The organism is Gallalistipes aquisgranensis, assembly GCF_014982715.1.
GTDB lineage: Bacteria > Bacteroidota > Bacteroidia > Bacteroidales > Rikenellaceae > Gallalistipes > Gallalistipes aquisgranensis.
The window spans coordinates 258,364-284,594 of sequence record NZ_JADCJY010000002.1 but is presented as its reverse complement, the minus strand read 5'-3'; the positions used below and the strand labels follow the sequence as shown (position 1 = coordinate 284,594).

24 protein-coding genes are annotated in these 26,231 nt (G+C 56.3%); 14 read left to right on the top strand and 10 right to left on the bottom strand.

Annotated elements, in window-relative coordinates; all coding sequences use genetic code 11:
- Positions 1 to 86: 86 nt before the first annotated feature.
- The 4 genes from INF32_RS10600 to rplS all read right to left on the bottom strand — a co-directional run bounded on the left by INF32_RS10600 (position 87) and on the right by rplS (position 3,276).
- The gene (locus INF32_RS10600; RefSeq protein ID WP_226388375.1) at positions 87 to 734 is read right to left on the bottom strand and encodes a response regulator transcription factor; all 648 of its coding nucleotides are present in this window, start codon (positions 732 to 734) and stop codon (positions 87 to 89) included.
- Positions 725 to 1,687, bottom strand: a complete 963-nt coding sequence (locus INF32_RS10595; protein WP_226388374.1) for a sensor histidine kinase — start codon at positions 1,685 to 1,687, stop codon at positions 725 to 727. Before INF32_RS10595 ends, INF32_RS10600 begins: the two co-directional genes overlap by 10 nt.
- A 22-nt stretch (positions 1,688 to 1,709) precedes the next feature.
- Entirely contained in the window at positions 1,710 to 2,816 is a 1,107-nt protein-coding gene (locus tag INF32_RS10590) for a lysine exporter LysO family protein (RefSeq protein ID WP_226388373.1), read from the bottom strand.
- An 88-nt stretch (positions 2,817 to 2,904) separates the two neighbouring features.
- Positions 2,905 to 3,276: a 50S ribosomal protein L19 gene (gene rplS, locus INF32_RS10585; protein ID WP_226388372.1), complete on the bottom strand. Its 372-nt coding sequence runs from the start codon at positions 3,274 to 3,276 to the stop codon at positions 2,905 to 2,907.
- Between the two features lie 152 nt (positions 3,277 to 3,428).
- On the opposite strand from rplS, the gene INF32_RS10580 reads away from it, so the two are divergent.
- Positions 3,429 to 3,983 (top strand): DUF4269 domain-containing protein, encoded by a 555-nt coding sequence (locus tag INF32_RS10580; protein WP_226388371.1) that lies wholly within the window; start codon positions 3,429 to 3,431, stop codon positions 3,981 to 3,983.
- Positions 3,976 to 4,764, top strand: a complete 789-nt coding sequence (surE, locus tag INF32_RS10575) for a 5'/3'-nucleotidase SurE (protein WP_226388370.1) — start codon at positions 3,976 to 3,978, stop codon at positions 4,762 to 4,764. Before INF32_RS10580 ends, surE begins: the two co-directional genes overlap by 8 nt.
- Positions 4,765 to 4,894: 130 nt before the next feature.
- Here the strand turns inward: surE and ruvB are convergent, their stop codons facing one another.
- On the bottom strand, positions 4,895 to 5,911 hold the full coding sequence (gene ruvB / locus INF32_RS10570; RefSeq protein WP_226388369.1) for a Holliday junction branch migration DNA helicase RuvB: 1,017 nt from the start codon (positions 5,909 to 5,911) through the stop codon (positions 4,895 to 4,897).
- A 21-nt stretch (positions 5,912 to 5,932) separates the two neighbouring features.
- On the bottom strand, positions 5,933 to 8,869 hold the full coding sequence (locus INF32_RS10565) for a TonB-dependent receptor (protein WP_226388368.1): 2,937 nt from the start codon (positions 8,867 to 8,869) through the stop codon (positions 5,933 to 5,935).
- 271 nt (positions 8,870 to 9,140) lie between these two features.
- Here INF32_RS10565 and INF32_RS10560 point away from each other — a divergent pair, with 271 nt between their 5' ends.
- Positions 9,141 to 10,229, top strand: a complete 1,089-nt coding sequence (locus INF32_RS10560; RefSeq protein ID WP_394368337.1) for a linear amide C-N hydrolase — start codon at positions 9,141 to 9,143, stop codon at positions 10,227 to 10,229.
- Positions 10,230 to 10,360: 131 nt separating this feature from the next.
- Here INF32_RS10560 and gdhA read toward each other — a convergent pair whose 3' ends face one another.
- Together gdhA and INF32_RS10550 are read right to left on the bottom strand one after the other, a co-directional pair.
- Entirely contained in the window at positions 10,361 to 11,716 is a 1,356-nt protein-coding gene (gene gdhA, locus INF32_RS10555; RefSeq protein WP_226388367.1) for an NADP-specific glutamate dehydrogenase, read from the bottom strand.
- A 233-nt stretch (positions 11,717 to 11,949) separates the two neighbouring features.
- Positions 11,950 to 13,491 (bottom strand): hypothetical protein, encoded by a 1,542-nt coding sequence (locus INF32_RS10550; protein WP_226388366.1) that lies wholly within the window; start codon positions 13,489 to 13,491, stop codon positions 11,950 to 11,952.
- Positions 13,492 to 13,654: 163 nt separating this feature from the next.
- On the opposite strand from INF32_RS10550, the gene INF32_RS10545 reads away from it, so the two are divergent.
- A complete protein-coding gene (locus tag INF32_RS10545; protein ID WP_226388365.1) occupies positions 13,655 to 14,836 on the top strand; it encodes an AIR synthase related protein in 1,182 nt (393 codons plus the stop codon).
- A gap of 152 nt (positions 14,837 to 14,988) precedes the next feature.
- Here the strand turns inward: INF32_RS10545 and INF32_RS10540 are convergent, their stop codons facing one another.
- Both INF32_RS10540 and leuS read right to left on the bottom strand, forming a co-directional pair.
- Positions 14,989 to 16,266: a hemolysin family protein gene (locus INF32_RS10540; protein ID WP_226388364.1), complete on the bottom strand. Its 1,278-nt coding sequence runs from the start codon at positions 16,264 to 16,266 to the stop codon at positions 14,989 to 14,991.
- Positions 16,267 to 16,333: 67 nt separating this feature from the next.
- The gene (gene leuS, locus INF32_RS10535; RefSeq protein ID WP_226388363.1) at positions 16,334 to 19,093 is read right to left on the bottom strand and encodes a leucine--tRNA ligase; all 2,760 of its coding nucleotides are present in this window, start codon (positions 19,091 to 19,093) and stop codon (positions 16,334 to 16,336) included.
- A gap of 511 nt (positions 19,094 to 19,604) precedes the next feature.
- Between leuS and rpsL the strand changes: the two genes are divergently transcribed.
- The 10 genes from rpsL to rplV all read left to right on the top strand — a co-directional run bounded on the left by rpsL (position 19,605) and on the right by rplV (position 26,231).
- Positions 19,605 to 19,997 carry a 30S ribosomal protein S12 gene (gene rpsL, locus INF32_RS10530; RefSeq protein ID WP_226388362.1) on the top strand — a complete coding sequence of 131 codons (393 nt, stop codon included), beginning with the start codon at positions 19,605 to 19,607 and terminating at the stop codon, positions 19,995 to 19,997.
- Positions 19,998 to 20,034: 37 nt separating this feature from the next.
- Positions 20,035 to 20,511, top strand: a complete 477-nt coding sequence (gene rpsG / locus INF32_RS10525; protein ID WP_226388361.1) for a 30S ribosomal protein S7 — start codon at positions 20,035 to 20,037, stop codon at positions 20,509 to 20,511.
- Between the two features lie 17 nt (positions 20,512 to 20,528).
- A complete protein-coding gene (gene fusA, locus INF32_RS10520) occupies positions 20,529 to 22,646 on the top strand; it encodes an elongation factor G (protein ID WP_226388360.1) in 2,118 nt (705 codons plus the stop codon).
- A 9-nt stretch (positions 22,647 to 22,655) separates the two neighbouring features.
- The gene (gene rpsJ / locus INF32_RS10515; protein ID WP_226388359.1) at positions 22,656 to 22,961 is read left to right on the top strand and encodes a 30S ribosomal protein S10; all 306 of its coding nucleotides are present in this window, start codon (positions 22,656 to 22,658) and stop codon (positions 22,959 to 22,961) included.
- Positions 22,962 to 23,151: 190 nt separating this feature from the next.
- The gene (gene rplC, locus INF32_RS10510; protein ID WP_226388358.1) at positions 23,152 to 23,769 is read left to right on the top strand and encodes a 50S ribosomal protein L3; all 618 of its coding nucleotides are present in this window, start codon (positions 23,152 to 23,154) and stop codon (positions 23,767 to 23,769) included.
- A 1-nt stretch (position 23,770) separates the two neighbouring features.
- On the top strand, positions 23,771 to 24,397 hold the full coding sequence (rplD, locus tag INF32_RS10505; RefSeq protein ID WP_226388357.1) for a 50S ribosomal protein L4: 627 nt from the start codon (positions 23,771 to 23,773) through the stop codon (positions 24,395 to 24,397).
- An 11-nt stretch (positions 24,398 to 24,408) separates the two neighbouring features.
- Positions 24,409 to 24,699, top strand: a complete 291-nt coding sequence (gene rplW / locus INF32_RS10500) for a 50S ribosomal protein L23 (RefSeq protein ID WP_226388356.1) — start codon at positions 24,409 to 24,411, stop codon at positions 24,697 to 24,699.
- Positions 24,700 to 24,704: 5 nt separating this feature from the next.
- Entirely contained in the window at positions 24,705 to 25,526 is an 822-nt protein-coding gene (gene rplB, locus INF32_RS10495) for a 50S ribosomal protein L2 (protein ID WP_226388355.1), read from the top strand.
- A gap of 18 nt (positions 25,527 to 25,544) precedes the next feature.
- Complete coding sequence (gene rpsS / locus INF32_RS10490; RefSeq protein WP_226388354.1) at positions 25,545 to 25,814, top strand: 30S ribosomal protein S19; 270 nt, start codon at positions 25,545 to 25,547, stop codon at positions 25,812 to 25,814.
- A 6-nt stretch (positions 25,815 to 25,820) separates the two neighbouring features.
- Complete coding sequence (rplV, locus tag INF32_RS10485) at positions 25,821 to 26,231, top strand: 50S ribosomal protein L22 (protein WP_226388353.1); 411 nt, start codon at positions 25,821 to 25,823, stop codon at positions 26,229 to 26,231.

Genomic DNA, 26,231 nt, shown 5'->3' with positions numbered 1-26,231 from the left:
CGTCCCTAACCTCGCAGGTCTGTCGCAGCCGCCGCCCCGGGAAATAATCGTTTCTTTCGGGGTGGCGGTGTTGGCTCCGTGTGGCTCTATATCTCGACCAGAGAGTTCTTGATGGCGTAGACCACCAGGTTTGCCGTGTTCTTGCAGTTGGTCTTGTCGAGGATGTTGGCGCGGTGCTTATCCACCGTCCGTTTCGAGATGAAAAGCGCATCCGCGATCTCCTGGTTGGACATTCCCTTACAGATCAGCAACAGGATTTCCAACTCCCTCTGGGAGAGGGTTTCATGGCCGAGTTCGGCGGAAGGAGCCGATTTGAGGCTCCCGACCAATGTGCGCAACAGTTCCTGGGAGAAATAGCTGCCGCCTTTGGCTACCGTCTGGATCGCCGTGGAGACTTCGTCGATGTCGGAGCTTTTCAGCAGGAAACCCTTCACGCCGATCGACACCATTTTGAAATAGTAGTCTTCGTCGCCGTGCATCGAGAGGGTGATGATTTTCAGGTCGGGTCGTTGGGCGAGCGCCCGGGTGGCTGCTTCGAAACCGTTCATGCGCGGCATGTCAATGTCCAGCAGCACGATGTCGGTGTCGAGTCCAGGCAACAGCTCCAGAAATTCGTCGCCGTCCGAGGCTTCGGCCACCACACGGCATCCGCAGCAGCTCTCCAGCAGGCCCTTGAGTCCGTTCCGGAACAAGGTGTGGTCGTCTACCAGCGCGATGTTACAGGTTATCTCCATGGTTGTGTTTTGGAAAGGTCGATCCGGATCGAGGCGCGCATGCCCTTGCCTTTGGAACTGGTGATGTCGCAGGTTCCTTTCAGGGAGTTGATCCGGGAGGTGATGTTCGAAAGTCCCATGCCGACGTCGAGCACGGCCGGCAGGTTGAATCCCTTGCCGTCGTCCGTGTACTCCAGCGAGAGGGTCTGGTTGTTGTAGAGAAGGATGAGGTCGATCCGGGTACCGCCCGAATGTTTGATGCTGTTGTTGATCAGTTCGCAGATCACCCGGTAGAGGATCACCTCCACGTCCGTGTCGAACCGTTCGGTCTTCAGGTTGGTCGTGAAATTGATTTTGATCTTGTTCAGGCCGGTCGATTTGGCGATGAAGTTGTTGATGCCCCGGGCCAGTCCGAAATCTTTCAGGATGTGGGGGCTCAGATTGTTCGATATTTCACGCAGGCTCCGGATGGCCTCTTCGATCACGTAATTCGTGTTGTCGATGATCTCCCGGTCGGCTTCCGTCTGGCTGCCGCTTTTGCCGAGGGCCGAAAGCGACATGCGGGCCGAGGAGAGCAGGGGGCCCAGTCCGTCGTGCAGCTCCTTCGAGAAACGCATCCGCTCCTTCTCCTCGGTGCGCAGCACGGTGTTGAGAATCCGTTTCTCGGTCAGCCGGCGCTGGAAATCGAGTTTGTTGATGTAGTTGAATATCTTTTTGACGTAGAAGACTCCTACGGCGAAACAGAGGGAGGTGAGGACGCCCAGCCAGATGAAGAAATCCTGCGGCAGACGCAGCTCCTTGTCGGCCACTACCTGGTAGTATTCCCCGAACCGCGTGAAAGCCATCACCGTGAGGGCGACGGTGAAGAGTATCCACGAAAAGTTGTATTTGGTGACTCGTGTCAGCCGGATGGCGGTTCCCGCGGCCAGCAACTGAAGGATGACGGAGATGATCAGCAGGATTTGCAGTACCATAGTTTCAGTGTTTTAGGATGGCTCACAACAGGGAAAACAGGGTCACGGACACCGGAACCGAAAAATCAACAACGATGCCGTGAACGATAGCAACAAAGATAAAATTTTTTCCGGAAAATTGTGCGATCACCGGCAAAGTCGTGTCCATCGTGGTGGCTCCGCCCGCGCAGATCGGGGCCAGAGGACCGAACAACCGTACCAGGACGGGGGCCAGCGTGAGAGCGGCCAGTTCCCGCAGAATGTTGGCGATCAGAGAAGTGGTTCCCAGGGCCACGCCGCTGCTCTGGCTGATCAGGATACCGGAGAGGGAGTAGTAGCCGAACCCCGATCCGACCATCAGACATTGGGTGAGCGTGCGGTCGCCGACCAATGGGCTGAGAAGGGCCACGCCGGCCCATGTCCCGAGGATGGTGGCGGCCGGTACGAGCAGTATTTTCAGCCCGCTGCTCCGCAGTTGGCGGAGGATGCCGCCTTCGCTGCCCACCGAAATGCCTACTAGGAACATCAGCAGGTAGAGCACCCGGACCGATCCCCGGTCGGCGGCGGTTGTCAGAAAGGAGAGGAGCTGTCCGGCAGTGCTTTCAGACGGAACTGCATCGTGTAATTGTCCTGCGGCAATGCCCAATGCGGCCCCGAGCAGGAAAGAGAGAAGGATTTTCAGACTGTCGTTCGATTTTTTCGGTTTTTCCGGCCCGGTTCCGGTTGCCCCGGATGAATTTTCCGGCCGGCTTTCCACCGGTGCTGAAACGGGTGCGGCGGTGGTCTCTGCTGCCGGGAAGCGCCGTTTCGGGCCGGGTGCGGCGGTCTTTTTGCATTCTGGGGGGTACGGAATGACGCAGGGAGCTTCCGTACCGGTTCCCTTTTGTTTGAAAAAGCGGGCATATACCGCTTTCGCTCCGAGCAGACTACCCAGCAGGGCGCCGACCGTGATGACGAGTGCGTCCAGTCCCAGGGAGGGGAAGTTGCCGATCACCTCCCGGTTACCGCCGACCGAAATGCCCATGCACAGCAGAAGCAGGCAGATGACGGGCAGGATCAGCCGTCCGGCCGTTCTGGCCGGCCAGCGGCGGTTGCGGAGCACGGCGCCCAGCGCCACGCCGCAGAACATGATCGAAAGGATGAGGAACATGCGGAATTCGACGAAATATTTACGGAAAGAGGCCGTCTGTAAAAGACGGCCTCTCCTGTTAGTTGTGTCCGGCCGGCGGCCGGCAGGATTATTTGGCGGAACCGCCGAAACGTTTCTCCTTGATACGCGCTTTCTTGCCGGTCAGGTCACGCAGGTAATAGATGCGTGCACGACGTACGACACCCACCTTGTTCACCTCGATGTGGTCGATGTGGGGCGAATAGAGCGGGAAGATACGCTCCACGCCTACGCCGTTGGACACCTTGCGGATGGTGAACATTTTGGTCACACCCCGGCCTTTGATCTGGATCACGACGCCGCGGAAACTCTGCAGACGCTCCTTGTTACCCTCGACGATCTTGTAGGTAACGGTGATCGTGTCGCCGCTCTTGAAAGAGGGAACCTCTTTTTCGGGCCACATGGAGGCCTCGGCGATCTTGATTAAATTCTCCTTGTTCATGGTTCGTTCGTTAAATTTGAAGTGCGGAATATTACGGACTCCTGCGTTCACATAAGAGATTCCTACACGTGGGTTGCAAAGGTAAAACCTAATTTTAAGAAAACCAAACATTTTTTAAATTTCGGGCGATTCTTTCGTATCTTTGCGGCATTATGGCGCGAAATCCGGGGCATACATTCGATACGCTGGACTATCTGGCCCGGGGTACCGCCCGTCAGCGGGAACTCTACGGGCTGATCCGGCGCAGCGGGGTGTTCGAAACTCTGGCGGAGTTTTCTCCCGTGCTGGCGGGCACCTTTCCGCTTTCGATCGAGGTGGAGGGGAGCGATCTGGACGTGTTGTGCCATGCTCCCGAACCGGTCCGGTTGCAGGAGACTCTGGAGAGGTGTTTTTCCCGCTGGGAGGGCTATGCGTGCGAACGGTTGCGGATAAAGGGTGTGGAGACGGTCGTGGGACGGTTTCGGTTCGAGGGTATGGTATTTGAGGTGTTCGGACAGCCGGTTCCGGTCCGCCGGCAGAACGGGTATCGTCATATGGTGGTCGAAGAGATGCTTTTGAGGCGGAAGGGAGGGGAGTTCCGGCACCGTATCGTGGCCCGCAAGCGGGCGGGAGAGAAGACGGAACCCGCATTCGCCGCCGAGTTGTCGCTGGAAGGAGATCCCTATGAGGCGTTGTTGGAATTGGAAAAGGAGTTGAAAGATGAATAAAGTGGAAAAGATGAAAAAACCGTTGATTTTTGTGACGAACGACGACGGGGTGGGAGCCCGGGGACTGCGTTATGCCGAGCAGGTGGCACTCAAGTTCGGGCGTGTGGTGGTGATCGCCCCCGAACGTCCGCAGTCGGGCATGGCCCATGCCATCACCATGTCCCGTCCGCTCTACCTGCGCAAGGTAAAGGAGGCCGAGGATCTGACCGTGTACGCCTGCGACGGCACTCCGGTGGATTGTGTAAAGATGGGATTCGACTATCTGTTTGCCGACGAAAAACCCGTGCTGACCATTTCCGGAATCAACCACGGGTCCAATTCGGCCATCAGCGTGATCTATTCCGGCACGATGGGTGCCGCCATCGAGGCCAGTTTCTACGGGGCTCCCTCGATCGGTCTTTCGCTGGTCGATCCCGATCCGCAAGCCGATTTCGGAGGTGCGGCCCTCTACGGAGAACGGATCGTGGCGGACGTGATGCGTGCCGGGGTGAAGTCGCCCCTCTGCCTGAACGTCAATTTTCCGGCTGTTCCGGCAGACCGTATCCGGGGTGTCCGGGTTTGCCGCCAGAACAGGGGGTATTGGAAGGAGGAGTTCTTTTGCCGGCAGGACCCTCGCGGGCGCGACTATTTCTGGCTGACCGGAAATTTTTTCAACGAGGAACCGGAAGCCACCGACACCGACGAGTGGGCGCTGGCGAACGATTATGTTTCGGTCGTGCCGATACAGGTCGACCTGACCAATTACGAACAGGTCGGGGAGCTGAAGAAAGTGATAAGGTGAGATGCTGTCCGGAGTTTGTTCCGGGAAGCGGGTATTCTTCGGGCGGATACGGAAAAGGGAGGAACTTCATGAACGTTCCTCCCTTTTTTGTCGGGGTATGTGCCGTTTTTTCCGGTCGGGCGTTCCATGTTCAGAACAGGGTCCCTTCCTGGGCGGGAGGAACGATGCCCAGATGCGTGTAGGCTAGTTCGGTCACTTCGCGTCCCCGGGGCGTCCGCTTCAAAAATCCCTCCTTGATGAGGAACGGTTCGTAGACCTCTTCGATCGTGCCCCCCTCCTCGCCCACCGCCGTGGCGATGGTATTGATTCCCACCGGACCGCCGTTGAACTTGTGGATGATGGTCGAGAGGATTTTGTGGTCCATCCTGTCGAGCCCCCGGGCGTCGATGTTGAGTGCGCCCAGTGCGAAACGGGTGATATCCAGGTCGATCCGTCCGTCTCCCTTGACCATGGCAAAATCCCTTACGCGGCGCAGCAGCGAATTGGCGATCCGGGGCGTGCCCCGGCTGCGGAGGGCGATTTCGCGGGAGGCCTCCCCGTCGATCGGGATGTTCAGAATGGAGGCCGAACGGTGGATAATGCCCGCCAACGTGCGGGTGTCGTAGTATTCCAGGTGGCACTGGATGCCGAACCGTGCTCTCAGCGGACTGGTGAGCAGACCGCTTCGGGTGGTGGCGCCGATCAGCGTGAAGGGGTTCAGTTCGATCTGGATCGAACGGGCGCTGGGCCCCTTGTCCAGCACGATGTCGATCTTGTAGTCCTCCATGGCCGAATAGAGGTACTCCTCCACGATCGGGCTCAGCCGGTGGATTTCGTCGATGAAGAGTACGTCGCCCGGATTGAGGTTGGTGAGCAGGCCCGCCAGGTCGCCCGGCTTGTCCAGTACGGGGCCCGAAGAGACGCGGAGCGTGCCGCCCATTTCGTTGCTGATGATGCCTGCCAGGGTGGTCTTGCCCAGGCCCGGGGGGCCGTGCAGCAGGACGTGGTCGAGCGCCTCGCCGCGCATCAGGGCCGCCTTGATGAAGATCCGCAGGTTTTCGATGATCTTGTCCTGGCCGTTGAAACTGTCGAGTTCCTGCGGACGGATTTTGTTTTCGAATTCCAGATCGGTTTCGGTCCCGCGCAATATCTTGTTGCTTTCACTCATAGCGGAAAAAGGGGTCCGGAATCACTTTTTCGCAGGTTTTCCGGACGAATTTTTCGGCAAATTACTCATTTTTTTCAAATCCTTCAGGTCGATCTCCTGAAAATTTTCTCCGGCCGGGAGTTTCGGTGCCCGTTTCTTCCCGTGTACCATGGAGTTGAAGCGATAGGAGAACCGGGCGAGAATGTAGCGGCCCAGCGTGTTGGTCCGCACGTCGTTCACGCGATCGTCGTAGACGTAGTGCAGCAGGTTGCGGTTCTGGTTCAGCAGGTCGAAAGCCGTGATGCGGAATTCGCCGTTCCGGTGGCGGAACACCTTCTTGCCGATCCCTACGTCGAGCAGGAAAAACGAACTGGTGAAGTCGGTCGAACTGGAGCTGGTGTAGTATTTCCAGGTGGCCAGCGTGTTGAACGTGAACCCGAGCGGCAGGATGACGCTCATCGAGTAGTAGAGGTTCTGGTTGAGAAACGACACGTTGTCCTTGGCCGAGTTGCGGGTGTAGTTGAAGACCGTGTTGGAGTAGAAGTTGAAATCCACGTTCTCCGAAATATTGCTGGTGATGCCGACGCGTACTCCGCCCGAATGGATGTTCGCGTAGTTGAGGTAGGTGTAGACGGAGGGGGTGCGGATGAAGTTGTAGTTCATCGAGAGGTTGACGTTGCTGCGGATGGGCTTCACGGCCATGCTGTACGTGCCCGAGGTGCGGATGGCCACGTATCCGTTCAGGTTCACGTAGCGGCGGACGAACGCACCTTCCTCTACCATGACCCCGGTGCCGGGCGTTTTTTCGGCCGAAGGATAGATCAGCGTGTCGCGGGGCATCACCTCCGTGCTGTTGGCCACGATGTTGGAGCGGGTCATGGCGTTGATCGTGATGGTGAGGTTTCTCGACTTACGGACATTCGAGCCGTTGTAGAAGATGTCCAGCGTGTGCTGGTAACCCTCTTTCAGATCGGGATTTCCGACCCGGACGTTGGTGGGCGAGTTGTTGTTGACGTAATTCTGCATCTGGTCGATGCGCGGCAGAACGGTGCGTCCTCTGTACTGTATCTTCAGGTAGCGGCTTTTCTCCAGCGAATAGCGGAACGTCAGCGTGGGCTGGACGTCGAAAAACGACTGGCTCCTTTTGTCGGGCCGGGGTTCGATCTCCTCCCGCTGCTGGCGGATGCTCTGGAAATCGACCGAGGTGTTCAGCGTGTATTTCTTGCTGTAATAGGCGTACCCGAATCCGCCTCCGAACGTGCTGTAATCGCGGTTCATGCTGTTGCACTGGGAGGAGTCCCGGATGCTGTATTCGGGAATGTGTTCCGGCTCCTTTTTGTAGCGGTTGCTGTATGCCTGTTTGTCGGTGGCTCCCCAGTCCCGGCTCATCACATAGTTGAAGAGGATGCGGTGCCGTTTGGCGAACGGTTCCGCGTAGGTGAGCCGTAGCCGGAGCAGGTTGCTCGTGGTGACCTGGTCGGTCAGACGATCGATCGGGTTGCTGCTCGGGGCCCAGTAATATTCGTTCTGTTTGTTCTTTTTGTAGCTGGCCCGCTCCAGGTCGTGCTGCAGACGGTCCTGGCTCCGGTTGCTGAAGTTGTAGGTGAGGTTGGCCGAGATGGAACGGCCTTTTTTCGAGGGGAACCGGTGGGCGAAGGTCGCGTTGCCCGCGATCGAATAGTTGAAATTGTCGGTCAGGTAATCGGTGGTGTTGCGGTTGGCCGAGTCGAGCGGGAGACCGGACTCCTTGCTTTGCAGGGTGAGCGACCGGCCCTGTTCCATGCGGTTGTTTTTCTGGATGTTGATCCGCGGCGAAAGGATGAAGGTGTTGTTGGCGTTGATCCTCCACTCCAGCCGGAAGTTAAGACGGTTGTTGTGGTTGGTGGTGAGGGAATTGTTGCGGTTCGTGACGTGTTTGCTCTGGAAAAGGCCTCGAGGATCGGGAAAATAGTCGTTTTCACTGAGGTTTTCCAACTCGTTGCGGTTGTTGTCGTAGAAATAGTTGCCCGAAAAGCGGATTTTTTTCGTTTCGGCCGAGTAGTTCGTACCGATGCCTGTGATGCGCTGTACGCCCATCGGCTGGTTTCTCAGGTTGCCGTTGTTGTCCACCTTCACTTCGTCGGCCAGTTCGTTCTGGCCGAATTTCATGGTGTTGACGTTGTTTGCCAGCGCCGTGACGGTAATCCGCTGTGCGGGCGTGAACCGGGAAAAGTTGCCGCCGGTCAGGTAGCGGAATTTGCGGTTGTTGTCGTCCAGGTCGGTTCCTCCCGATCCTTCTCCTTTGAACAGGGTGCTTTTCCCGTCTTTGGCTTTGGTGACGATGTTGATCGCTTTCTGGCTGTTGCCGTCGTCGAATCCGATCAGGCGGGACTGCTCGCTCTGTTCGTCGAAAATCTGGATGCTTTCGATGGCGTCCGCAGGCAGGTTTTTCAGTGCTGCCATCGGGTCGGTGCCGAAGAAGAGCCGTCCGTCCACGTAGATTTTGCGGATCGGTTCGCCCTGCGCCTCCACCCGGCCGTTCTGGATCACGACGCCCGGCATCTTCATCAGCAGTTCGTCAGCATCGGCGTCGGGCGTGGTTTTGAATGCGGCCGCGTTGAACTGGGTGGTGTCCGTCTTCTGGATCGACATCGGAGCTTCGCTCTGCACTACGACGGCATCTATCTGGTTGGTGTTCTCCTTCAGGTAGATATTTCCCAGGTCGAGCGTCGCCGATTTGATGGCGACCGTAATCTCTGCCGTGGCATATCCCAGAAAGACGATCTGGATCGTCCGGGTCGAACGGGGGACTTTCCCCAGCGAAAAGAGGCCCTGCGCGTCGCACATGGTGTTGACGCTTCCTCCCGGGGTCATGACCGTGGCCCCCGCGAGCGCCGTACTGTCCGTCGCCGACAGAACACGCCCCCGCAGGGTGGCGGTTTGTGCGGAGGCGGAGTACGTCAATACAGTGAACAGTAACAGGAGAAAGGTTCGTTTCATCGGGGAAAGGGGTAGTCTGTCAGTTTTCCCGCAAAGATAGGTTTTATCCGGAATAATATTACGGCTAAATGCGACTAAATACGGTTGATTTGCGAAAAGTTACTGAAAAAAGGAGGCAAAGATACGTTTTCCCCGTCTCGGATGCAGGGTAAACGCGCGGGGACGGACGGGAACGTTCCCGTTCTTTTTCGTGAAAAAAGGAACGGTTTATGCGGTAATCCGATATTCTTCCTATTTTTACGAAACGAACATGAACATCAAGAATATCCGTATGATGAAAAGAGGTTTTTTTTGCTTCGTTGCGGCGGCAGCCGCTGCGATGGCCGGATGGCCGGGAGCGGCCGGAGCCTGTACCGGTATCACGTTCAGGGCGAAAGACGGAGCCTGTGTGGTAGCCCGCACCATCGAATGGGGCGGGAGCGATCTGAACAGCCGGTATGTCGTCGTGCCGCGCGGATACACGCAGCGGTCGATGGTGCCCGGCGGTACGGACGGGATGCTTTTTTCAGCCCGTTACGGTTATGTCGGACTCTCCGTGGAGCAGGAGGAGTTCGTGGCTGAGGGACTGAACGAGACGGGTCTTTCGGCGGGTCTTTTCTATTTCCCCGGATACGGACAGTATGAAGAGTTCGATCCTGCGAAAAGATCGGCCAGTATCGCCGACCTTCAGCTCGTTTCCTGGATACTCGGCGGCTGCCGGACGGTGGAAGAGGTGAAGGAGGCAGTGGGAAAAGTGCATGTCGTCGCCGTCGATCCGCGGGCCTCCACGGCGCATTGGCGTTTCGCCGATGCGTCCGGTCGCCAGATCGTGCTGGAGATCGTCGGAGGTCGTCCCCGTTTTTATGAGAATACGCTCGGCGTACTGACCAACTCCCCGGGTTTCGAGTGGCAGTTGACCAATCTGAACAACTATGTCAACCTGTATTCCGGCTCGGCTCCGGCGCACAGGCTGGGGGCGGCGGAGCTCTCCCCTTTCGGGGCTGGGAGCGGCATGCTGGGGATTCCCGGCGACGTCACTCCGCCCTCGCGTTTCGTTCGGGCCGCCTTTTACCAGGCGACCGCGCCGCAGCCGGATTCGGCTCTGAATGCCGTTCTGCAATGTTTTCAGATTCTGAATAATTTCGATATTCCGATCGGGGTCGAATTCGCCGAGGGGAAAATCCCGGCCGATATTCCGAGTGCCACGCAGTGGACTTCAGCCACGGACATGAAGAATGGAAAGATCTATTACCGTACGATGTACAACAGTGCCATACGCAGTTTCGATCTGCGGTCGATAGATTTTTCCCGGGTGAAATACCTGTCCCGGCCATTGGATGAGGTGCGGCGGCAGCCGGTCGTCCCCGTGCCGGTCGGATAGGCCGGAAGAGCCGGGGCATCCGGTATCCGCCGGGTTTTTGCGAAAGAGTAAAACTTGTGTCCGGCGTGTCGAAAAGAGGAGAGGGGCCGTGATTCCACGGCCCCTCTCCTTACCTTATTTTGCAGGATGGACTACACCAGTCCCTGTGCCAGCATGGCGTTGGCGACCTTGATGAATCCGGCGATATTGGCTCCCTTCACGTAGTTGACGTATCCGTCGGGCTCCGTGCCGTACTTTACGCAGGCGGCGTGGATGTTGTCCATGATGGAACGGAGTTTTTCGTCCACCTCTTCGGGTGTCCATTTCAGACGGATCGAATTCTGTGTCATCTCCAGTCCGGAAGTGGCTACGCCGCCGGCGTTGGATGCCTTGCCCGGAGAGTAGAGCAGTTTCGCGTTCTGGAACACCTCGATCGCTTCGGGGGTGGAGGGCATGTTGGCTCCCTCTGCCACGCAGATGCAGCCGTTGGCCACCAGCGTTTTGGCCTCTTCGCCGTTGAGCTCGTTCTGGGTGGCGCAGGGCATGGCGATGTCGCATTTCACGCTCCACGGACGTTCGCCTTCGAAATATTGGGCTTCGGGATAACGTTCGGCGTACTCTTTGATCCGGCCGCGGAAGATGTTCTTGAGTTCCATGACATAGGCCAGTTTTTCGGCGTCGATCCCTTTCGGATCGTAAATGTATCCGTTCGAATCGGATAGCGTCACCACTTTGGCGCCGAGTTGGGTGGCCTTTTCCGTGGCGTATTGGGCCACGTTGCCCGAGCCGGAGATCGCTACGGTCTTGCCCTTGAAACTTTCGCCGCGGGTGGCGAGCATGGCCGAGGCAAAGTAGCAGGTGCCGTAACCCGTGGCCTCGGGACGCAGCGGGCTGCCGCCCCAGTCGAGGCCCTTGCCGGTCAGGGTGCCGGAAAATTCGTTACGAAGGCGTTTGTACTGGCCGAACATGAACCCGATTTCACGGCCGCCTACGCCGATGTCGCCGGCCGGTACGTCCGTATCCTGTCCGATGTGGCGCTGCAGTTCGGTCATGAAACTCTGGCAGAATTTCATCACCTCGTTGTCCGACTTGCCCTTGGGGTTGAAGTCGGAACCGCCTTTGCCGCCGCCCATGGGCAGTGTGGTGAGGCTGTTCTTGAAGGTCTGTTCGAAAGCAAGGAACTTCAGAATGCTGAGGTTGACGCTGGGATGGAACCGGATGCCTCCCTTGTAGGGGCCGATGGCGCTGTTCATCTGGATGCGGTATCCTTTGTTGATCTCCACTTCGCCCTTGTCGTTGAGCCACGGCACACGGAACATCACCACGCGTTCGGGTTCGGCGATACGCTCCAGGATCTTCATCTTCTGCAGCTGGGGATTTTCGATGATGTAGGGCGCAAGGGTCTCCACCACCTCACGGACAGCCTGGTGAAACTCCTTTTCGCCGGGGTTTTTCGCCATCAGGTTGGCCATGAATTCGTCTACGTACTTCTGTGCTTGCTTTTCCATTTTCGTCTTGTCTTATTTCGGTTTGATGCGTTCGGGACTTACAAAAGTATCGTTCCCGGCGCAGAAAAACAAATCGGGCGGGCCTGAGGAGCCCGTCGGCGTCGGGAATGTCGAAATTTCAACGGCCGATTCGGTTAAAAATCGGAGCCACAGAAAAAAAATGGGTTATGATCCCTAACCGTCCGGTCTCGAATCGGCAAAATCTGTCAATCCGGAAATTTTTTTGAAAAATTTTATACATCCCTCTCCGCAAGGGGTTTCCGTTGCTCCCGGCGGAACTTTTCGCGGATGATCTCCCCCACCGTCCGTCCCGTGATTTTGCTTTCCAGCCATGAAAGGATGTCGAGGTAGTAGAATGTCCTCCGCTCATAAGGATGGTTTTCGTACGGTTTGAGCCGCTGGTAGAGGACGCGCAGCTCGTCTTTCAGGTTGTGTGCGTAGATTGAGTTCAGCCTTTTGAGGAATGCGAGCATTTCGCGCTGCACTTCCTGCATGTCGTTCATCTTGACGATGAAGGAATAGACCGACCGGATCTGATAGTCGAGGTTGTAGTCGATGCCGGCCTCGTAGGAGGCGATCAGGTTGAGGATTTTGGCATAGCATTGGAGGTCGCGCCGGATCTGGGGGTCTTTCGTCCCTGTGATCCTTGCCAGGTATTCCATGCACTTGGAATAGTTCCCGTCCCCGAAATAGAGGCAGGCGATCTTGTAGTACATCAGCATCTTCTGGTGGAGGTTGATGTGCTTGGAATGTTTGCGGAGGAATGTCTCCACCTCTTCGACCAGGCGGATGCCCTCCCGGAAACCTCCTTCGAGGAAACAGCGGTGGATATGGCCCGTGTAGATGATCTGACGGGAAATGACCACGGCGTTTTCGTTGACCGAACCGATCTCGCGGCATTCTCTCTCGAAACGGGCCAGCGTATCGACTAGCGTGTGGTATTTGCGCATCAGGAAAAGCCCTTCCAGCAGCCTAGAGTATCCTTTCAGGTAGTTGTCGTACATGAGGGGCTTCATCTGGGGGTGGGCGTCGAACAGGGCGATCCAGCGGCAGGCATAGAGGTAACAGCGGACGAAGTCGTGGCGGATGTAGTGGAACCATGCCATGGCCTGGAAATAGTAGAACCTTTCCAGAAACGAGAGCGACCTTTCGGTGTAGACCGCCAGCCGCGGACGAAAATACTGGTCGATCAGGTCGAGGTCTTTCTGCGTGCGGACGTATCCCAGTTTCTGATAGAGGGAGAATATCTGGAGTGCCGTGCTGGAGAGGGTGTTGATGTTCTCGATCTGACGGCAGATGTCGGCGGTCTGGCGATGGAACGATTCGGCCAGCGAGGCCATGCCCCGGGAGACGTTCAGCGTCTCGATCTGTTTCTGGAAGTCGATCACGTCCAGCAGGATCGTGTGCTGCTGGGTGGCGGAGGCCTGTTCGCGGGTCTTTTCCAGAATTTTGGAACTCTGGCGGTAGAGCCCCTTGTCGTAGAGAATGCGGGCGAAATCGAGCTGTTCGCGCAGTTGGATCGGCATCGAATGCTGGACGCCGAGCAGACGCAGGCTCACCAGAATCTGTTTGTAGAGATGGGCCTTCATGTTGGGAAGCTGCTCCTTTTTGACCGGACATTTCTGGAGCACTTTCCCCTCGTCGTATTCCTCCAGTGTGTCGAGGCAGTCGAACAGGGCGATGAATTTGGCCTCCTGGTTGCCGGCCAGGCGGGTGGCGTAGAGCTTGAAATTGCGTTTTTCGGCCTTGGTCATGGATTTGATCAGGTCGAACACCGCTTCTTGTTTCTCTCCGGAGGCCATGGGTTCTGCGTGTGAATGAATGTCCGGATGCAAAAATACCGAATTATTGCGAAGAAACGAAATTTTCGAAAATTCTTCCAGTTATCCTACTTTTGTGTATCTTTGCAATTTAAACAACCGGCTATACCCGAACATTATGGCAACGACATCGAGATACGCCCGCAGGGGCGTCTCCTCCTCCAAGGAGGATGTGCACAACGCGATCCGGAAGATCGACAAAGGACTTTATCCCAAGGCATTCTGCAAGATCATCCCCGATACGCTCGGGGGAGACGATGCGTCTTGTCTGGTGATGCACGCCGACGGAGCGGGGACCAAGTCGTCGCTGGCCTACATGTACTGGAGGGAGACGGGCGACATGTCGGTGTGGAAAGGGGTCGCTCAGGACGCCATCGTGATGAACACGGACGATCTGCTCTGCGTGGGGGCTACCAGCGGGATTCTGCTCTCTTCGACCATCGGGCGCAACAAGCGGCTGATTCCGGGCGAGGTGATCTCGGCGATCATCAACGGTACGGAGGAGTTTCTGCAGTCGATGCGTGACTTGGGGGTGGAGATATGGTCGACGGGCGGTGAGACGGCCGACGTGGGCGATCTGGTGCGAACGATCATTGTGGACAGTACGGTGACGGCCCGAATGAAGCGTTCGGACGTGATTTCGAACGACCGTATCAAGGCGGGTTGTTACATCGTGGGGCTGAGTTCTTTCGGACAGGCCACCTATGAAACGGAGTATAACGGGGGAATGGGCAGCAACGGCCTTACTTCGGCGCGTCACGACGTGTTCGCCAACTATCTGGCGTCGAAATATCCGGAGAGCTACGACAACGGAGTCCCTTCCGATCTGGTCTATACCGGGAAATACCGGCTGACCGACAAGGTCGAAGTGGACGGACAGACGCTGACCATGGGCAAACTGGTGCTTTCTCCCACGCGGACCTATGCACCGATTATCCGGGAGGTGTTGCGCCATTACCGGGGCAATCTCCACGGCATGGTGCATTGCAGCGGCGGCGGCCAGACGAAAGTGTTGCATTTCATCGAGGACGTGCATGTCATCAAGGACAATCTGTTCGAGGTTCCGTTCCTGTTCCAGGCGATTCAGGAGCAGAGCGAGACGCCGTGGAGCGAAATGTACTGCGTTTTCAATATGGGACACCGCATGGAGTTGTATGTCGATCCTTCGGTGGCCAACGACATCGTGAAAATTTCGCGCGAGTTCGGTGTGGACGCCCGGATCATCGGCCGGGTCGAACCTTCCGAAACACCGATGGTGACCATCTATAAGGACGGAGAGGAGTTTTCCTATACGAAATAGTCTTTCGGAACATACGGAAACGGCGTGTCTGCGGGTGGCGGACACGCTGTTTTTCTTAGGGACCGGGTATGTTGTTGTCTGTCCTGCATCCCGCGGGAGGGGGCTGCGGGGGATTTGCCGGACCTGTTTTCCGGACGGCCTTTCCCGCTGCGCTACATGTCCGGCTGTTGCCGGTGCGTTACGAGCACTTTGTCGATGCGGGCCCCGTCCATGTCGACGATCTCCAGGTCGAATTCCCTCCACCGGAGGCGTTCACCGGTGCGGGGTATGTGCTCGAGTTCTTCGAGGATCAGCCCGCTGAGCGTGTTGTAGTCGTATTTCGGGAAAAGCTCTTCCAGATCGAAGAAAGCCAGAAAGTCGTAGAACGAGCACTGTCCGTCCACCAGGAACGAACCGTCTTCCCGCTGGACGATCTCTTGTTCCTCGTCCTTTTCGGGCATCGAACCGATCAGTCCCTCCAGAATGTCTTTCAGGGTGACGATTCCCTGAATGTCGCCGAATTCGTCACTGACCAGTCCGTATTTGATCCGTCCGTTTTTCATCTGCTCCAGAGCGTTGTAGACGCTCAGATTCTCGTGGAAATAATGCGCGGGACGAAGCAGCGAGCGCAGCCGGAAACCGGGGCGCTCCACCTCTCCGAAAAGGTCCTTGAGCCGGACGATTCCGATGATATTGCCCGGTCCGCCCTCGGTGACGGGATAGAGGTCGAAAGGATGAAGCCGCACGGTGTCGGTGATCTGCTGCGGCGTGGCGTCCGCATCGAGCGTGACCATTTCGCTGCGGTGGGTCATGATCGACTCCACCTTACGGTCGCCCAGTCCGAAAACCCGTTCCACGATATCCTGTTCCACCTCCTGAATCTCCCCGTCCGCGGTGCCTTCCTGGATGATCGCCTTGATCTCCTCCTCGGTCACTTTCTCCTCCTGGTCCTTCATGCCCAGTATGTTGAAAAAGAACGAAGTGCTTTTCGAGAGCAGCCATACGAAGGGCGAAGCGACGGCCGAAAGCAGATTCATGGGCCGGGCCACGGCTTTGGCGGCCTTTTCCGAGGCGCTCATGCCGATCCGTTTGGGGACCAGTTCGCCGAAAATGAGGGTCAGGTAGGTGACGACGATCACGATGACCGTCTTGGCGGCCGTTACTGACCATGCGGCCGGTATGCCGGCCCTGGCCAGCAGGGACCCCAGGTCCTGGGCCAGTACGTCGCCCGAGTAGATACCTGTGAGGATGCCGATCAGAGTGATGCCGATCTGGATCGTGGAGAGGAATTTATCCGGTTTGCGGGCCAGATTGAGCGCCGTGCGGGCCGACCGGTTCCCTTCGCGGGCATCAGCCTCCAGCCGGGATTTTCGGGCCGAGATCAGGGCGATCTCCGACATGGCGAATACTCCGTTGAGCAGAATCAGCAGCAGAATGACGGCTATCTCCATAAAAAGCGTTTTTAAGGTTTGCTGCCCGCGGCGGGGGAGAAGCCGCCCGCCGCGGTGCAGGTGTGACTCAGATCACGATATTGATGATTTTGCCCGGCACCACGATCACCTTACGGGGTGTTTTTCCGTCCAGGTAGCGGGCTGTGGCACTGTCGGCGAGCACCAGTTTTTCGAGCTCTCCGTTGGATATGCCCAGCGGAAGCTCCTTCTTGAAGCGGAGCTTGCCGTTGAACGACACGGGATATTCGAAGCTGTTTTCCACGAGGTATTTCTCGTCGTATTCGGGGAAACGGGCGTCGAAAATGGTTCTCGGGTGTCCGAGGGCCGTCTGCCACAACTCTTCCGTGATGTGCGGAGCGAAGGGGGAAAGCAGTACGGCGAGCGGTTCGAGAATTTCGCGCTTGTTGCAATCTCCCAGTTCGTTGAGGCAGATCATGAAGGCGCTCACCGACGTGTTGAACGAGAAGTTTTCGATATCCTCGCGGACTTTCTTGATCGTCTTGTGCAGGGTCTTCAATTCGGCCGGGGCCGCCTTTTCGTCCGAGAGGTTCAGAACCCCGTCCCGGTTGTAGAAAAGACGCCAGAAACGGCGCAGGAACTTGTGCACGCCGTCTATGCCGTTGGTGTCCCACGGTTTGGACTGTTCGAGCGGGCCGAGGAACATTTCGTACATGCGCAGCGTGTCGGCGCCGTAGTTCTCCACGATGTAGTCGGGATTCACCACGTTGTACATCGACTTCGACATCTTCTCGATGGCCCAGCCGCAGATATATTTCCCGTCTTCGAGGATGAACTCCGCATCGGCGAATTCGGGCCTCCATGCCCGGAAGGCGTCGAGATTCAGCAGGTCGTTCTTCACGATGTTCACGTCCACGTGGATCTCCTGTGTCTCGTACCGGTCTTTGAGTCCGAGCGAGACGAACTTGTTGGTGCCCACCACGCGGTAGACGAAGTTCGACCGGCCCTGGATCATGCCCTGGTTCACCAGCTTTTTGAACGGTTCGTCCTCCGCCACGTATCCCAGGTCGAAAAGGAACTTGTTCCAGAAACGGGAGTACATCAGGTGACCCGTGGCGTGTTCGATACCGCCCACGTAGAGATCTACGTCGCGCCAGTATTCGTCCGCCTCTTTCGATACGAGCGCCCGGTCGTTGTGCGGGTCCATGTAACGCAGGTAGTAGGCCGACGAGCCGGCGAATCCGGGCATCGTGCTCAGTTCGTAGGGATAACCTTCCTGCGTGGCCCAGTTGCGTACGCGGGCCAGCGGCGGCTCTCCCTGTTCGGTGGGACCGAAATTCTCGACGGGGGGCAGTTCCAGCGGCAGTTTGTCTTCGCTCAGCGGATAGGCGATGTCATTTTTATAGTAGATCGGGAAGGGTTCGCCCCAGTAGCGCTGGCGGCTGAAAATGGCATCCCGCAGGCGGTAGTTGATCCGTTTTTTGCCCAGTCCGCGCCGTTCGATTTCGGCGAACATGATCTGGATCGCCTCCTTTACTTCGAGTCCGTCGATGAAATCCGAGTTGATCAGTTTGCCCGATTTGGCGTCGTACGACTCGACCGAAAGGTCGCCGCCTTCCACGACCGGGATGATCGGCAGGCCGAAATGGCGGGCGAAAGCATAGTCTCGGCTGTCGTGGGCCGGAACCGCCATGATCGCTCCCGTACCGTAGCCGGCCAGTACGTAGTCGCTGACGTAGATCGGAATCTCCTTGAGGGTGAATGGGTTGACGGCATAGCTTCCCGTGAAGGCTCCGCTGACCCGTTTGGTTTCGGCGATGCGTTCCCGTTCGGATCGTTTTTTCGTTTGGGCGATATACTCTTCAATCTCCGTCCTGTGTTCGGGTGTGGTCAGTTCTCCGATCCATTCGTGTTCGGGGGCGATCACCATGAACGTGACGCCGAAAATGGTGTCGGGACGGGTCGTGAATATTTCGAGTTTTTTATCGCTGTCCCGGATGTCGAAGAAGACCTGGGCTCCCTCGCTGCGGCCGATCCAGTTCCGCTGGATCTCCTTGAGCGAATCGCTCCAGGCGAGGCGGTCCAGTCCCTCCAGCAGCCGCTGGGCGTAGGCCGTTACACGGAGCAGCCATTGTTTCATTCGCTTCTGCTCGACAGGATAGCCTCCGCGGACAGAGAGCCCGTCCTTCACTTCGTCGTTGGCCAGTACCGTGCCCAACTGCGGACACCAGTTGACCATCGTATCGGCGCGGAAAGCCAGCCGGTAGTTCTGGAGCACCTCTTCACGCCGCCGTTCGTCCATGGCTTTCCATTCGTCCGCGGAGAAACGCATCTCGGTCGTGCAGGCGGCATCGAGTCCTTCGGTGCCCTGTTTTTCGAAACGGGCGGTCAGTTTTTCGATCGGTTCGGCTCTGCCGGTCGTATTGTCGTAATAGTGGCCGAACATCTTCAGGAAAGCCCACTGCGTCCATTTGTAATAGCCTGGATCGCAGGTACGCACTTCGCGGTCCCAATCGAACGAAAAACCGATTTTGTCGAGCTGTTCCCGGTATCGCTCGATGTTCTGCCGGGTCGTTACGGCCGGATGCTGGCCGGTCTGGATGGCATATTGTTCCGCCGGGAGGCCGAAAGCGTCGTATCCCATCGGATGCAGTACGTTGAATCCGCACAGCCGTTTGTAGCGGGAGTAGATGTCGGAGGCGATGTAACCCAGCGGATGCCCGACGTGGAGTCCCGCACCCGAAGGATAGGGGAACATGTCCAGTACGTAGAATTTGGGCCGTGAAGGGTCGATCTCCACCCGGTAGGTTTTGCGCTCCTTCCACTCTTTCTGCCACTTCGGCTCTATCTCTCTGAAATTATATTCCATGGTGCTGTCGCGGATTTAATGGTTTGCTGTTGATTTGCAAAGATAAGTCTTTTTTCGTTATCGGGTGTCATCTGTCCGTAACAATCCATGTCCGGGCGGGATCGTCCTGCCGGATTCCGGCAGGACGATCCCCGTTTCCCGTATGTCCGGAATCGGTCGCTCCGGAAGATGCGGATGGCGGAAGCAATCGGTTGGCATTCGGGCTGTTCGTTCGGAATGGCGAAGAATGTGAAAATGCCGTAGGTGTCTGTTGTTATAGATGGTAAAAGATTGGTTATTATCTGTTTATTTGAATGGCGACCTGTTTCTAATAAGCTGATATTATAGTATTTCGGATTCTATAAATATTAATGATTGTTATTTCTGTGGAAAAGCCTCGAAAACCCCGTAAATCAGCAAAAAAAGTGTAGGAAATATATGGTAGTATCGAAATTATGCGTATCTTTGCAGTCCGTTTTGGATAATGAAAACGACAGTAATTAACTAACACAAAGGACAAAAAGTAAGTAAAATGCCAACTATTCAACAGTTAGTACGGAAAGGAAGAGTGCAGCTGGAGTTCAACAGCAAGGCTCCTGCGCTGGATGCGTGTCCGCAACGACGTGGCGTTTGCGTGCGTGTGTATACCACCACGCCCAAGAAGCCTAACTCGGCCATGCGTAAGGTGGCGAGGGTGCGTCTGACCAACGGTAAAGAGGTGAATGCCTACATTCCGGGCGAGGGCCACAACCTGCAGGAACACTCCATTGTTTTGGTTCGCGGCGGTCGTGTGAAGGATCTCCCCGGCGTTCGATACCACCTGGTTCGCGGCGCGCTGGATGCCGCAGGCGTGGACGGTCGCCGTCAGCGTCGTTCGAAGTACGGAGCCAAGCGTCCCAAGGCAGGTGCACCGGCAAAGAAGTAAGAGAAAAACACAAATTTTATCAGCAAAGTTTTAAGAAATGAGAAAAGCAAAGCCTAAAAAGCGAATTCTACTTCCAGATCCCAAGTACGGAGACGTGCTCGTGACGAGGTTCGTGAACAACCTCATGCTGGATGGTAAGAAGAGTATTGCCTACACGATTTTCTATGATGCCATGGATATCGTGGGCGAGAAGATGAAGGATGCAGAGAAGGCTCCTCTTGAAATCTGGAAACAGGCTCTGGAGAACATCACTCCCCAGGTCGAAGTGAAGTCCCGCCGTGTGGGCGGTGCCACGTTCCAGGTTCCTACCGAGGTAAGACCCGAGCGCAAGATTTCATTATCCATGAAAAACCTTGTCCTTTACTCTCGCAAGCGTCCGGGTCGTTCGATGGCCGAGAAGCTGTCGGCCGAAATCATGGCTGCCTACAATCAGGAGGGCGCCGCATACAAACGCAAGGAAGAGATGCACAGAATGGCCGAGGCCAACAAGGCGTTCGCACATTTTAGATTCTAACAGACGAAGGAGATTATATGGCAACGAGAGATCTGAAATATACGCGGAACATCGGTATCATGGCGCACATTGATGCCGGTAAGACCACTACTTCCGAGCGTATTCTGTTTTACACGGGCAAGACGCACAAGATCGGCGAGGTGCACGAGGGTGCCGCTACCATGGACTGGATGGTTCAGGAGCAGGAGCGGGGTATTACCATTACCTCGGCTGCGACGACCGCGTTCTGGCACTACAAGGATCAGACCTACCAGATCAACCTGATCGACACCCCGGGACACGTGGACTTCACCGTGGAGGTGGAGCGTGCCCTGCGCGTGCTGGACGGAGCTGTCGCTACGTTCTGTGCCGTGGGTGGCGTGGAGCCCCAGTCGGAGACCGTTTGGCGTCAGGCCGACAAATACAAGGTGCCTCGTATCGGTTACGTGAACAAGATGGACCGTACGGGTGCCGACTTCCTGGGTGTATGTGCCCAGATCAAGGAGCGCCTCGGCGCTACCGCCGTTCCGGTGGTGCTGCCGATCGGTGCCGAGGACAAGTTCGTCGGACTGGTAGACCTTATATATAATAGGGCCATCATCTATTTCGACGACAAGAATGTCCGTGACAACTTTACCTACGAGGAGATTCCCGCCGAGATGAAGGCCGAAGCCGCCGAGTGGCGGGCCAAGCTGATCGAGGAGGTGGCCACGGTGGACGAGGCCCTGATGGAGAAGTTCTTCGAAGATCCCGATTCGATCACTCCCGACGAACTGATCGCTGCGATCCGTAAGGCGACCTGCCAGATGGCCATCGTGCCGATGCTCTGCGGTTCGTCGTTCAAGAACAAGGGCGTTCAGATTCTGCTGGACTATGTGATGGCATTCCTCCCCTCTCCGCTGGATGTGGAGGCGATCGTGGGAATCAACCCCGAAACGGGCGAGGAGACCGTGCGCCATCCGTCGGAGAGCGATCCTTTCTGCGGTCTCGCATTCAAGATCGCTACCGATCCCTTCGTGGGGCGTCTGGCTTTCGTCCGTGTATATTCGGGTAAGCTCGATGCAGGCTCGTACGTCCACAACAGCCGTTCCGGAAAGAAGGAGCGTATCAGCCGCATCTACCAGATGCATGCCAACAAGCAAAACCCGATGGAGACCGTCGGCGCCGGAGACATCTGCGCTGCCGTAGGTTTCAAGGAGATCCGTACCGGAGATACCCTCTGCGATGAAAAGGCTCCTATCGCTCTCGAGTCGATGACCTTCCCCGAACCGGTGATCGGTCTGGCCGTAGAGCCCAAGACGCAGAAAGACCTCGACAAACTGGGTATCGCGCTGGGTAAACTGGCCGAGGAGGACCCCACCTTCACGGTAAAGACCGACGAGGACAGCGGACAGACCGTCATCAGCGGTATGGGTGAACTCCACCTGGAGATTATCGTAGACCGTCTGAAACGCGAATTCGGCGTAGAGATTAACCAGGGTGCACCCCAGGTGAACTACAAGGAGGCTCTGACCGCTACCGTTCAGCACCGCGAAGTGTTCAAGAAACAGACCGGTGGTCGCGGTAAGTTCGCCGACATCATTTTCGAAATCGGTCCTGCCGAGGAAGGTAAGATGGGTCTCGAGTTCATTGACAGCGTCAAGGGCGGTAATATTCCCAAAGAGTATATCCCTTCGGTGCAGAAAGGTTTCGAGGCGGCCATGGCCAACGGTGCGCTGGCCGGTTTCTCGATCGACAGCATGAAGGTGAACCTGCTCGACGGTTCGTTCCACCCCGTGGACTCTGACTCGCTTTCGTTCGAAATCTGCGCACGCAACGGTTTCCGTGCCGCCGCTCAGAAGGCCAAGCCCGTGATCAAGGAGCCTATCATGTCCGTGGAGGTGGTTACTCCCGAGGAGAACATGGGCGACATCATCGGCGACCTGAACAAACGCCGCGGACAGATCGCCGGCATGGAGTCCAAAGGTACTGCCCGTGTGGTGAAGGCCAAAGTTCCCCTGTCGGAGATGTTCGGATATGTGACCGTGCTGCGTACCATCTCTTCGGGCCGCGCCACTTCGTCGATGGAGTTCTCCCATTTCGAGGAGGTTCCTGCGAACCTGGCCAAGGAGATCATCGAGAAGAGCAGCGGTAAAAACAAAGGTGCAATAGAATAAAAACAGATCATGAGCCAGAAAATAAGAATCAAGCTTAAATCGTACGATCACAATCTGGTGGACAAATCCGCCGAGAAGATCGTAAAGACTGTGAAGACCACAGGCGCTGTGGTGAGCGGCCCGATTCCGCTGCCCACCCAGAAGAAAATCTTTACCGTAAACCGCTCGACGTTCGTGAACAAGAAGGCCCGCGAGCAGTTCCAGCTCTGCACGTTCAAGCGCATTCTGGACATTTACAGTTCGACGCCCAAGACGATCGACGCTCTGATGAAGCTCGAGCTGCCCAGCGGTGTAGAGGTGGAGATCAAGGTCTGACGGAGTTCTCCCGGAATGACGGGAGGTTGCCGGAATCCGGAGATTCCGAACAGCGCGTATGCGATACGCGGACATTCGGAATCTCCTCCCCTTCCGCTCTCTTCCGGAAAGACGGTATGTCTGCGGACATGCCACGGAAATGCGATAAACAAGGATACACACAACTACAAGTAATTTTTTTAAGACAAAAATGTCAGGACTAATTGGAAAAAAAATCGGAATGACTTCCGTTTTCAGTGCCGAGGGTAAGAATATACCATGCACTGTTATCGAGGCTGGTCCCTGCGTGGTTACGCAAATCAAGACCGTGGAAAAAGATGGTTATGCCGCGGTTCAGATTGCCTATGACGAAAAGAAGGAGAAGCACACCAGCAGTAGTTTGTTAGGCCACTTCAAGAAGGCCGGCACTACCCCCATGCGCAAACTGGTTGAGATCAAGAGTTTCGACAAGGAGCTCAACCTGGGCGACGTGATTACCCTGGACATCTTCGAGGACGACGACTGGGTCGACGTAACGGGGATATCGAAAGGTAAAGGATTTCAAGGCGTTGTGAAACGTCACGGCTTCGGCGGTGTCGGCGGTCAGACCCATGGCCAGCACAACCGTCAGCGTAAACCCGGTTCGCTGGGCGCATCGTCCTACCCTTCGCGTGTGTTCAAGGGAAAGAGACTTCCCGGACAGACGGGCGGCGAGCAGGTGAAGGTGCTCAACCTGCGGATTCTGAAGAAGATTCCGGAAAACAACCTTCTTCTCGTGAAAGGTTCCATCCCGGGAGCAAAAGGGTCGTACTTAATAATCGAAGACTAACATGGAATTAGCAATTTACAATATTTCGGGTCAGGAGACCGGTAAAAAGGCCCTCCTGAACGATGCGGTTTTTGGTATCGAGCCCAACGACCATGCGATCTACCTCGATGTGAAGCAGTATCTGGCCAATCAGCGTCAGGGAACGCACAAGTCCAAGCAGCGTAACGAAGTGGCCGGATCGACCAAGAAGCTGAAAAAGCAGAAAGGTACCGGCGGTGCCCGTGCCGGCAGCATCAAGTCGCCTCTGTTTCCGGGTGGCGGCCGGGTGTTCGGTCCCGTACCCCGCGATTACAGCTTCAAGCTCAACAAGAAGCTCAAACAGCTGGCCCGTCGCAGCGCCCTTTCCTACAAGGCCAAGAATGAGGGGATCAAGGTCGTGGAGAATTTTTCGATCGAGACTCCCAAGACCAAGACTTTCCTGGCCATGGCCAAAAGCCTGAATCTGGAAGGCAAGAAGATGCTGCTCGTGCTGCCCGAGTCGGATCACAACGTGATTCTTTCGACCCGCAACCTGCAGAACGTGAAGGTGGTCGTCGCACAGAACGTGAACACCTACGACGTGATGAATGCCGGTACGGTGCTGATGGCCGAGGGTTCGGTGAATGTTATTAACGAAATGCTAGCGTAAACACTGCAAAAATGGAAATTCTAATTAAGCCAATATTGACCGAGAAAATGACGATTCAGGGCGATAAGCTGAATCGCTACGGTTTTATCGTTGATCCCAGAGCGAACAAATTGCAGGTCAAGACTGCCGTCGAGCAGATGTACAACGTGGTTGTCACCGACGTCAACACCATCAACTACATGGGTAAGGTGAAGAGCCGTTACACCAAGGCGGGTATGCTGGTGGGCCGTACGAACAACTTCAAAAAGGCGATTGTTACGCTGAAAAACGGAGATAAGATAGATTTTTACAGTAATATCTAGAAGAGATGGCAGTAAGAAAGTTCAAACCCATTACACCGGGTACAAGACATAAGATTGTAGGCACGTTCGACGACATCACGTCGAGCAAGCCCGAAAAGTCGTTGCTGAGCCCCAAGAAAAGCACGGGCGGCCGTAACAACTCCGGTAAGATGACCATGCGCTACATCGGCGGCGGTCACAAGCAGATGTACCGTGAAGTTGACTTCAAGCGGAGCAAGGACATGCCTGCCGTGGTAAAGACTATCGAGTACGACCCGAACCGTTCGGCACGTATCGCGCTGATCGTGTATGCCGACGGACAGAAGAGCTACATCCTCGCCCCCAACGGGCTGCAGGTGGGCCAGACCGTCCGCAGCGGAGAGGGCGCCGCACCCGAAGTCGGAAACACCCTCTTCCTCGCCGATATTCCTCTGGGAACCGTCGTGCACAACATCGAACTCTACCCCGGACAGGGAGCCGTGATGGCCCGCAGTGCCGGTACCTACGCACAGTTGCTTGCGCGTGAAGGTAAATACGCTATTATCAAACTTCCTTCGGGAGAGACCCGTATGGTGCTGGTGACTTGCCGCGCGACCGTGGGTGCCGTGTCCAATCCGGACCACAGCCTCGAGCAGCACGGCAAGGCCGGTAAAAGCCGTTGGCTGGGTCGCCGTCCGCGTAACCGCGGTGTCACGATGAACCCCGTCGATCACCCGATGGGTGGTGGCGAAGGCCGTTCGTCGGGAGGACATCCCCGTTCGCGCAAAGGTCTTCTGGCTAAAGGTTACAAGACGCGTACTCCGCAGAAGGCTTCCTCCAAGTTCATCATTTCAAGAAGGAAAAAATAAATTTAAAATAGTAGCGTAATGAGCCGTTCATTAAAAAAAGGACCATTTATTGAGCCGAAACTCGAAGCGAGAGTTATCGCCCAGAATGAGAGCGGGAAAAAGGCTGTCATCAAGACCTGGTCGCGCGCGAGCATGATTTCGCCCGACTTCGTGGGACAGACCATCGCCGTCCACAACGGGAACAAGTTCATCCCCGTATATGTAACTGAAAACATGGTAGGACACAAACTCGGAGAGTTCTCTCCGACGCGTAACTTCCGTGGCCACGCAGGTAACAAGAAAAAATAGTAGGAAATGGGTGCAAGAAAAAGCATAATGGCCGAAAAACTCAAGGCCGAAAAGAAGCAGAAAGCCATCGCTGTTCTGCGTGATTGCCCGACCTCTCCCCGGAAAATGCGTCTGGTAGCCGACATCATCCGCGGTGTGGAGATCAACCGGGCACTGGGTATCCTCCGCTACTCGAAGAAGGAGGCATCGATCCGAATGGAGAAACTGTTGCGTTCTGCCATCGCCAACTGGGAGGCCAAGAACGAAGGCCAGCGTCTGGAGGATACTCCTCTGTGCGTGAAAGAGGTTTTCGTGGACGGAGGTCGGATGCTCAAACGGGTTCAGCCCGCCCCTCAGGGACGTGCACACCGTATCCGCAAGCGTTCGAACCACGTGACGGTAGTTGTTGACAAAATGGTAACCGAAGAAAAAAAGTAA

Excerpts from the sequence above, each read along its gene's own strand:
- INF32_RS10590 (WP_226388373.1), bottom strand. The coding sequence starts at position 2,816 with ATGTTCCTCATCCTTTCGATCATGTTCTGCGGCGTGGCGCTGGGCGCC.
- INF32_RS10560 (WP_394368337.1), top strand. The coding sequence starts at position 9,141 with ATGATGAAAAGAGGTTTTTTTTGCTTCGTTGCGGCGGCAGCCGCTGCG.
- INF32_RS10540 (WP_226388364.1), bottom strand. The coding sequence starts at position 16,266 with ATGGAGATAGCCGTCATTCTGCTGCTGATTCTGCTCAACGGAGTATTC.
- rplS (WP_226388372.1), bottom strand. The coding sequence starts at position 3,276 with ATGAACAAGGAGAATTTAATCAAGATCGCCGAGGCCTCCATGTGGCCC.
- ruvB (WP_226388369.1), bottom strand. The coding sequence starts at position 5,911 with ATGAGTGAAAGCAACAAGATATTGCGCGGGACCGAAACCGATCTGGAA.
- surE (WP_226388370.1), top strand. The coding sequence starts at position 3,976 with ATGAATAAAGTGGAAAAGATGAAAAAACCGTTGATTTTTGTGACGAAC.
- INF32_RS10565 (WP_226388368.1), bottom strand. The coding sequence starts at position 8,869 with ATGAAACGAACCTTTCTCCTGTTACTGTTCACTGTATTGACGTACTCC.
- fusA (WP_226388360.1), top strand. The coding sequence starts at position 20,529 with ATGGCAACGAGAGATCTGAAATATACGCGGAACATCGGTATCATGGCG.
- rplV (WP_226388353.1), top strand. The coding sequence starts at position 25,821 with ATGGGTGCAAGAAAAAGCATAATGGCCGAAAAACTCAAGGCCGAAAAG.
- rpsG (WP_226388361.1), top strand. The coding sequence starts at position 20,035 with ATGAGAAAAGCAAAGCCTAAAAAGCGAATTCTACTTCCAGATCCCAAG.
- rplC (WP_226388358.1), top strand. The coding sequence starts at position 23,152 with ATGTCAGGACTAATTGGAAAAAAAATCGGAATGACTTCCGTTTTCAGT.
- rpsS (WP_226388354.1), top strand. The coding sequence starts at position 25,545 with ATGAGCCGTTCATTAAAAAAAGGACCATTTATTGAGCCGAAACTCGAA.
- rpsL (WP_226388362.1), top strand. The coding sequence starts at position 19,605 with ATGCCAACTATTCAACAGTTAGTACGGAAAGGAAGAGTGCAGCTGGAG.
- INF32_RS10600 (WP_226388375.1), bottom strand. The coding sequence starts at position 734 with ATGGAGATAACCTGTAACATCGCGCTGGTAGACGACCACACCTTGTTC.
- INF32_RS10595 (WP_226388374.1), bottom strand. The coding sequence starts at position 1,687 with ATGGTACTGCAAATCCTGCTGATCATCTCCGTCATCCTTCAGTTGCTG.
- rplD (WP_226388357.1), top strand. The coding sequence starts at position 23,771 with ATGGAATTAGCAATTTACAATATTTCGGGTCAGGAGACCGGTAAAAAG.
- rplB (WP_226388355.1), top strand. The coding sequence starts at position 24,705 with ATGGCAGTAAGAAAGTTCAAACCCATTACACCGGGTACAAGACATAAG.
- rplW (WP_226388356.1), top strand. The coding sequence starts at position 24,409 with ATGGAAATTCTAATTAAGCCAATATTGACCGAGAAAATGACGATTCAG.
- INF32_RS10580 (WP_226388371.1), top strand. The coding sequence starts at position 3,429 with ATGGCGCGAAATCCGGGGCATACATTCGATACGCTGGACTATCTGGCC.
- leuS (WP_226388363.1), bottom strand. The coding sequence starts at position 19,093 with ATGGAATATAATTTCAGAGAGATAGAGCCGAAGTGGCAGAAAGAGTGG.
- gdhA (WP_226388367.1), bottom strand. The coding sequence starts at position 11,716 with ATGGAAAAGCAAGCACAGAAGTACGTAGACGAATTCATGGCCAACCTG.
- rpsJ (WP_226388359.1), top strand. The coding sequence starts at position 22,656 with ATGAGCCAGAAAATAAGAATCAAGCTTAAATCGTACGATCACAATCTG.
- INF32_RS10545 (WP_226388365.1), top strand. The coding sequence starts at position 13,655 with ATGGCAACGACATCGAGATACGCCCGCAGGGGCGTCTCCTCCTCCAAG.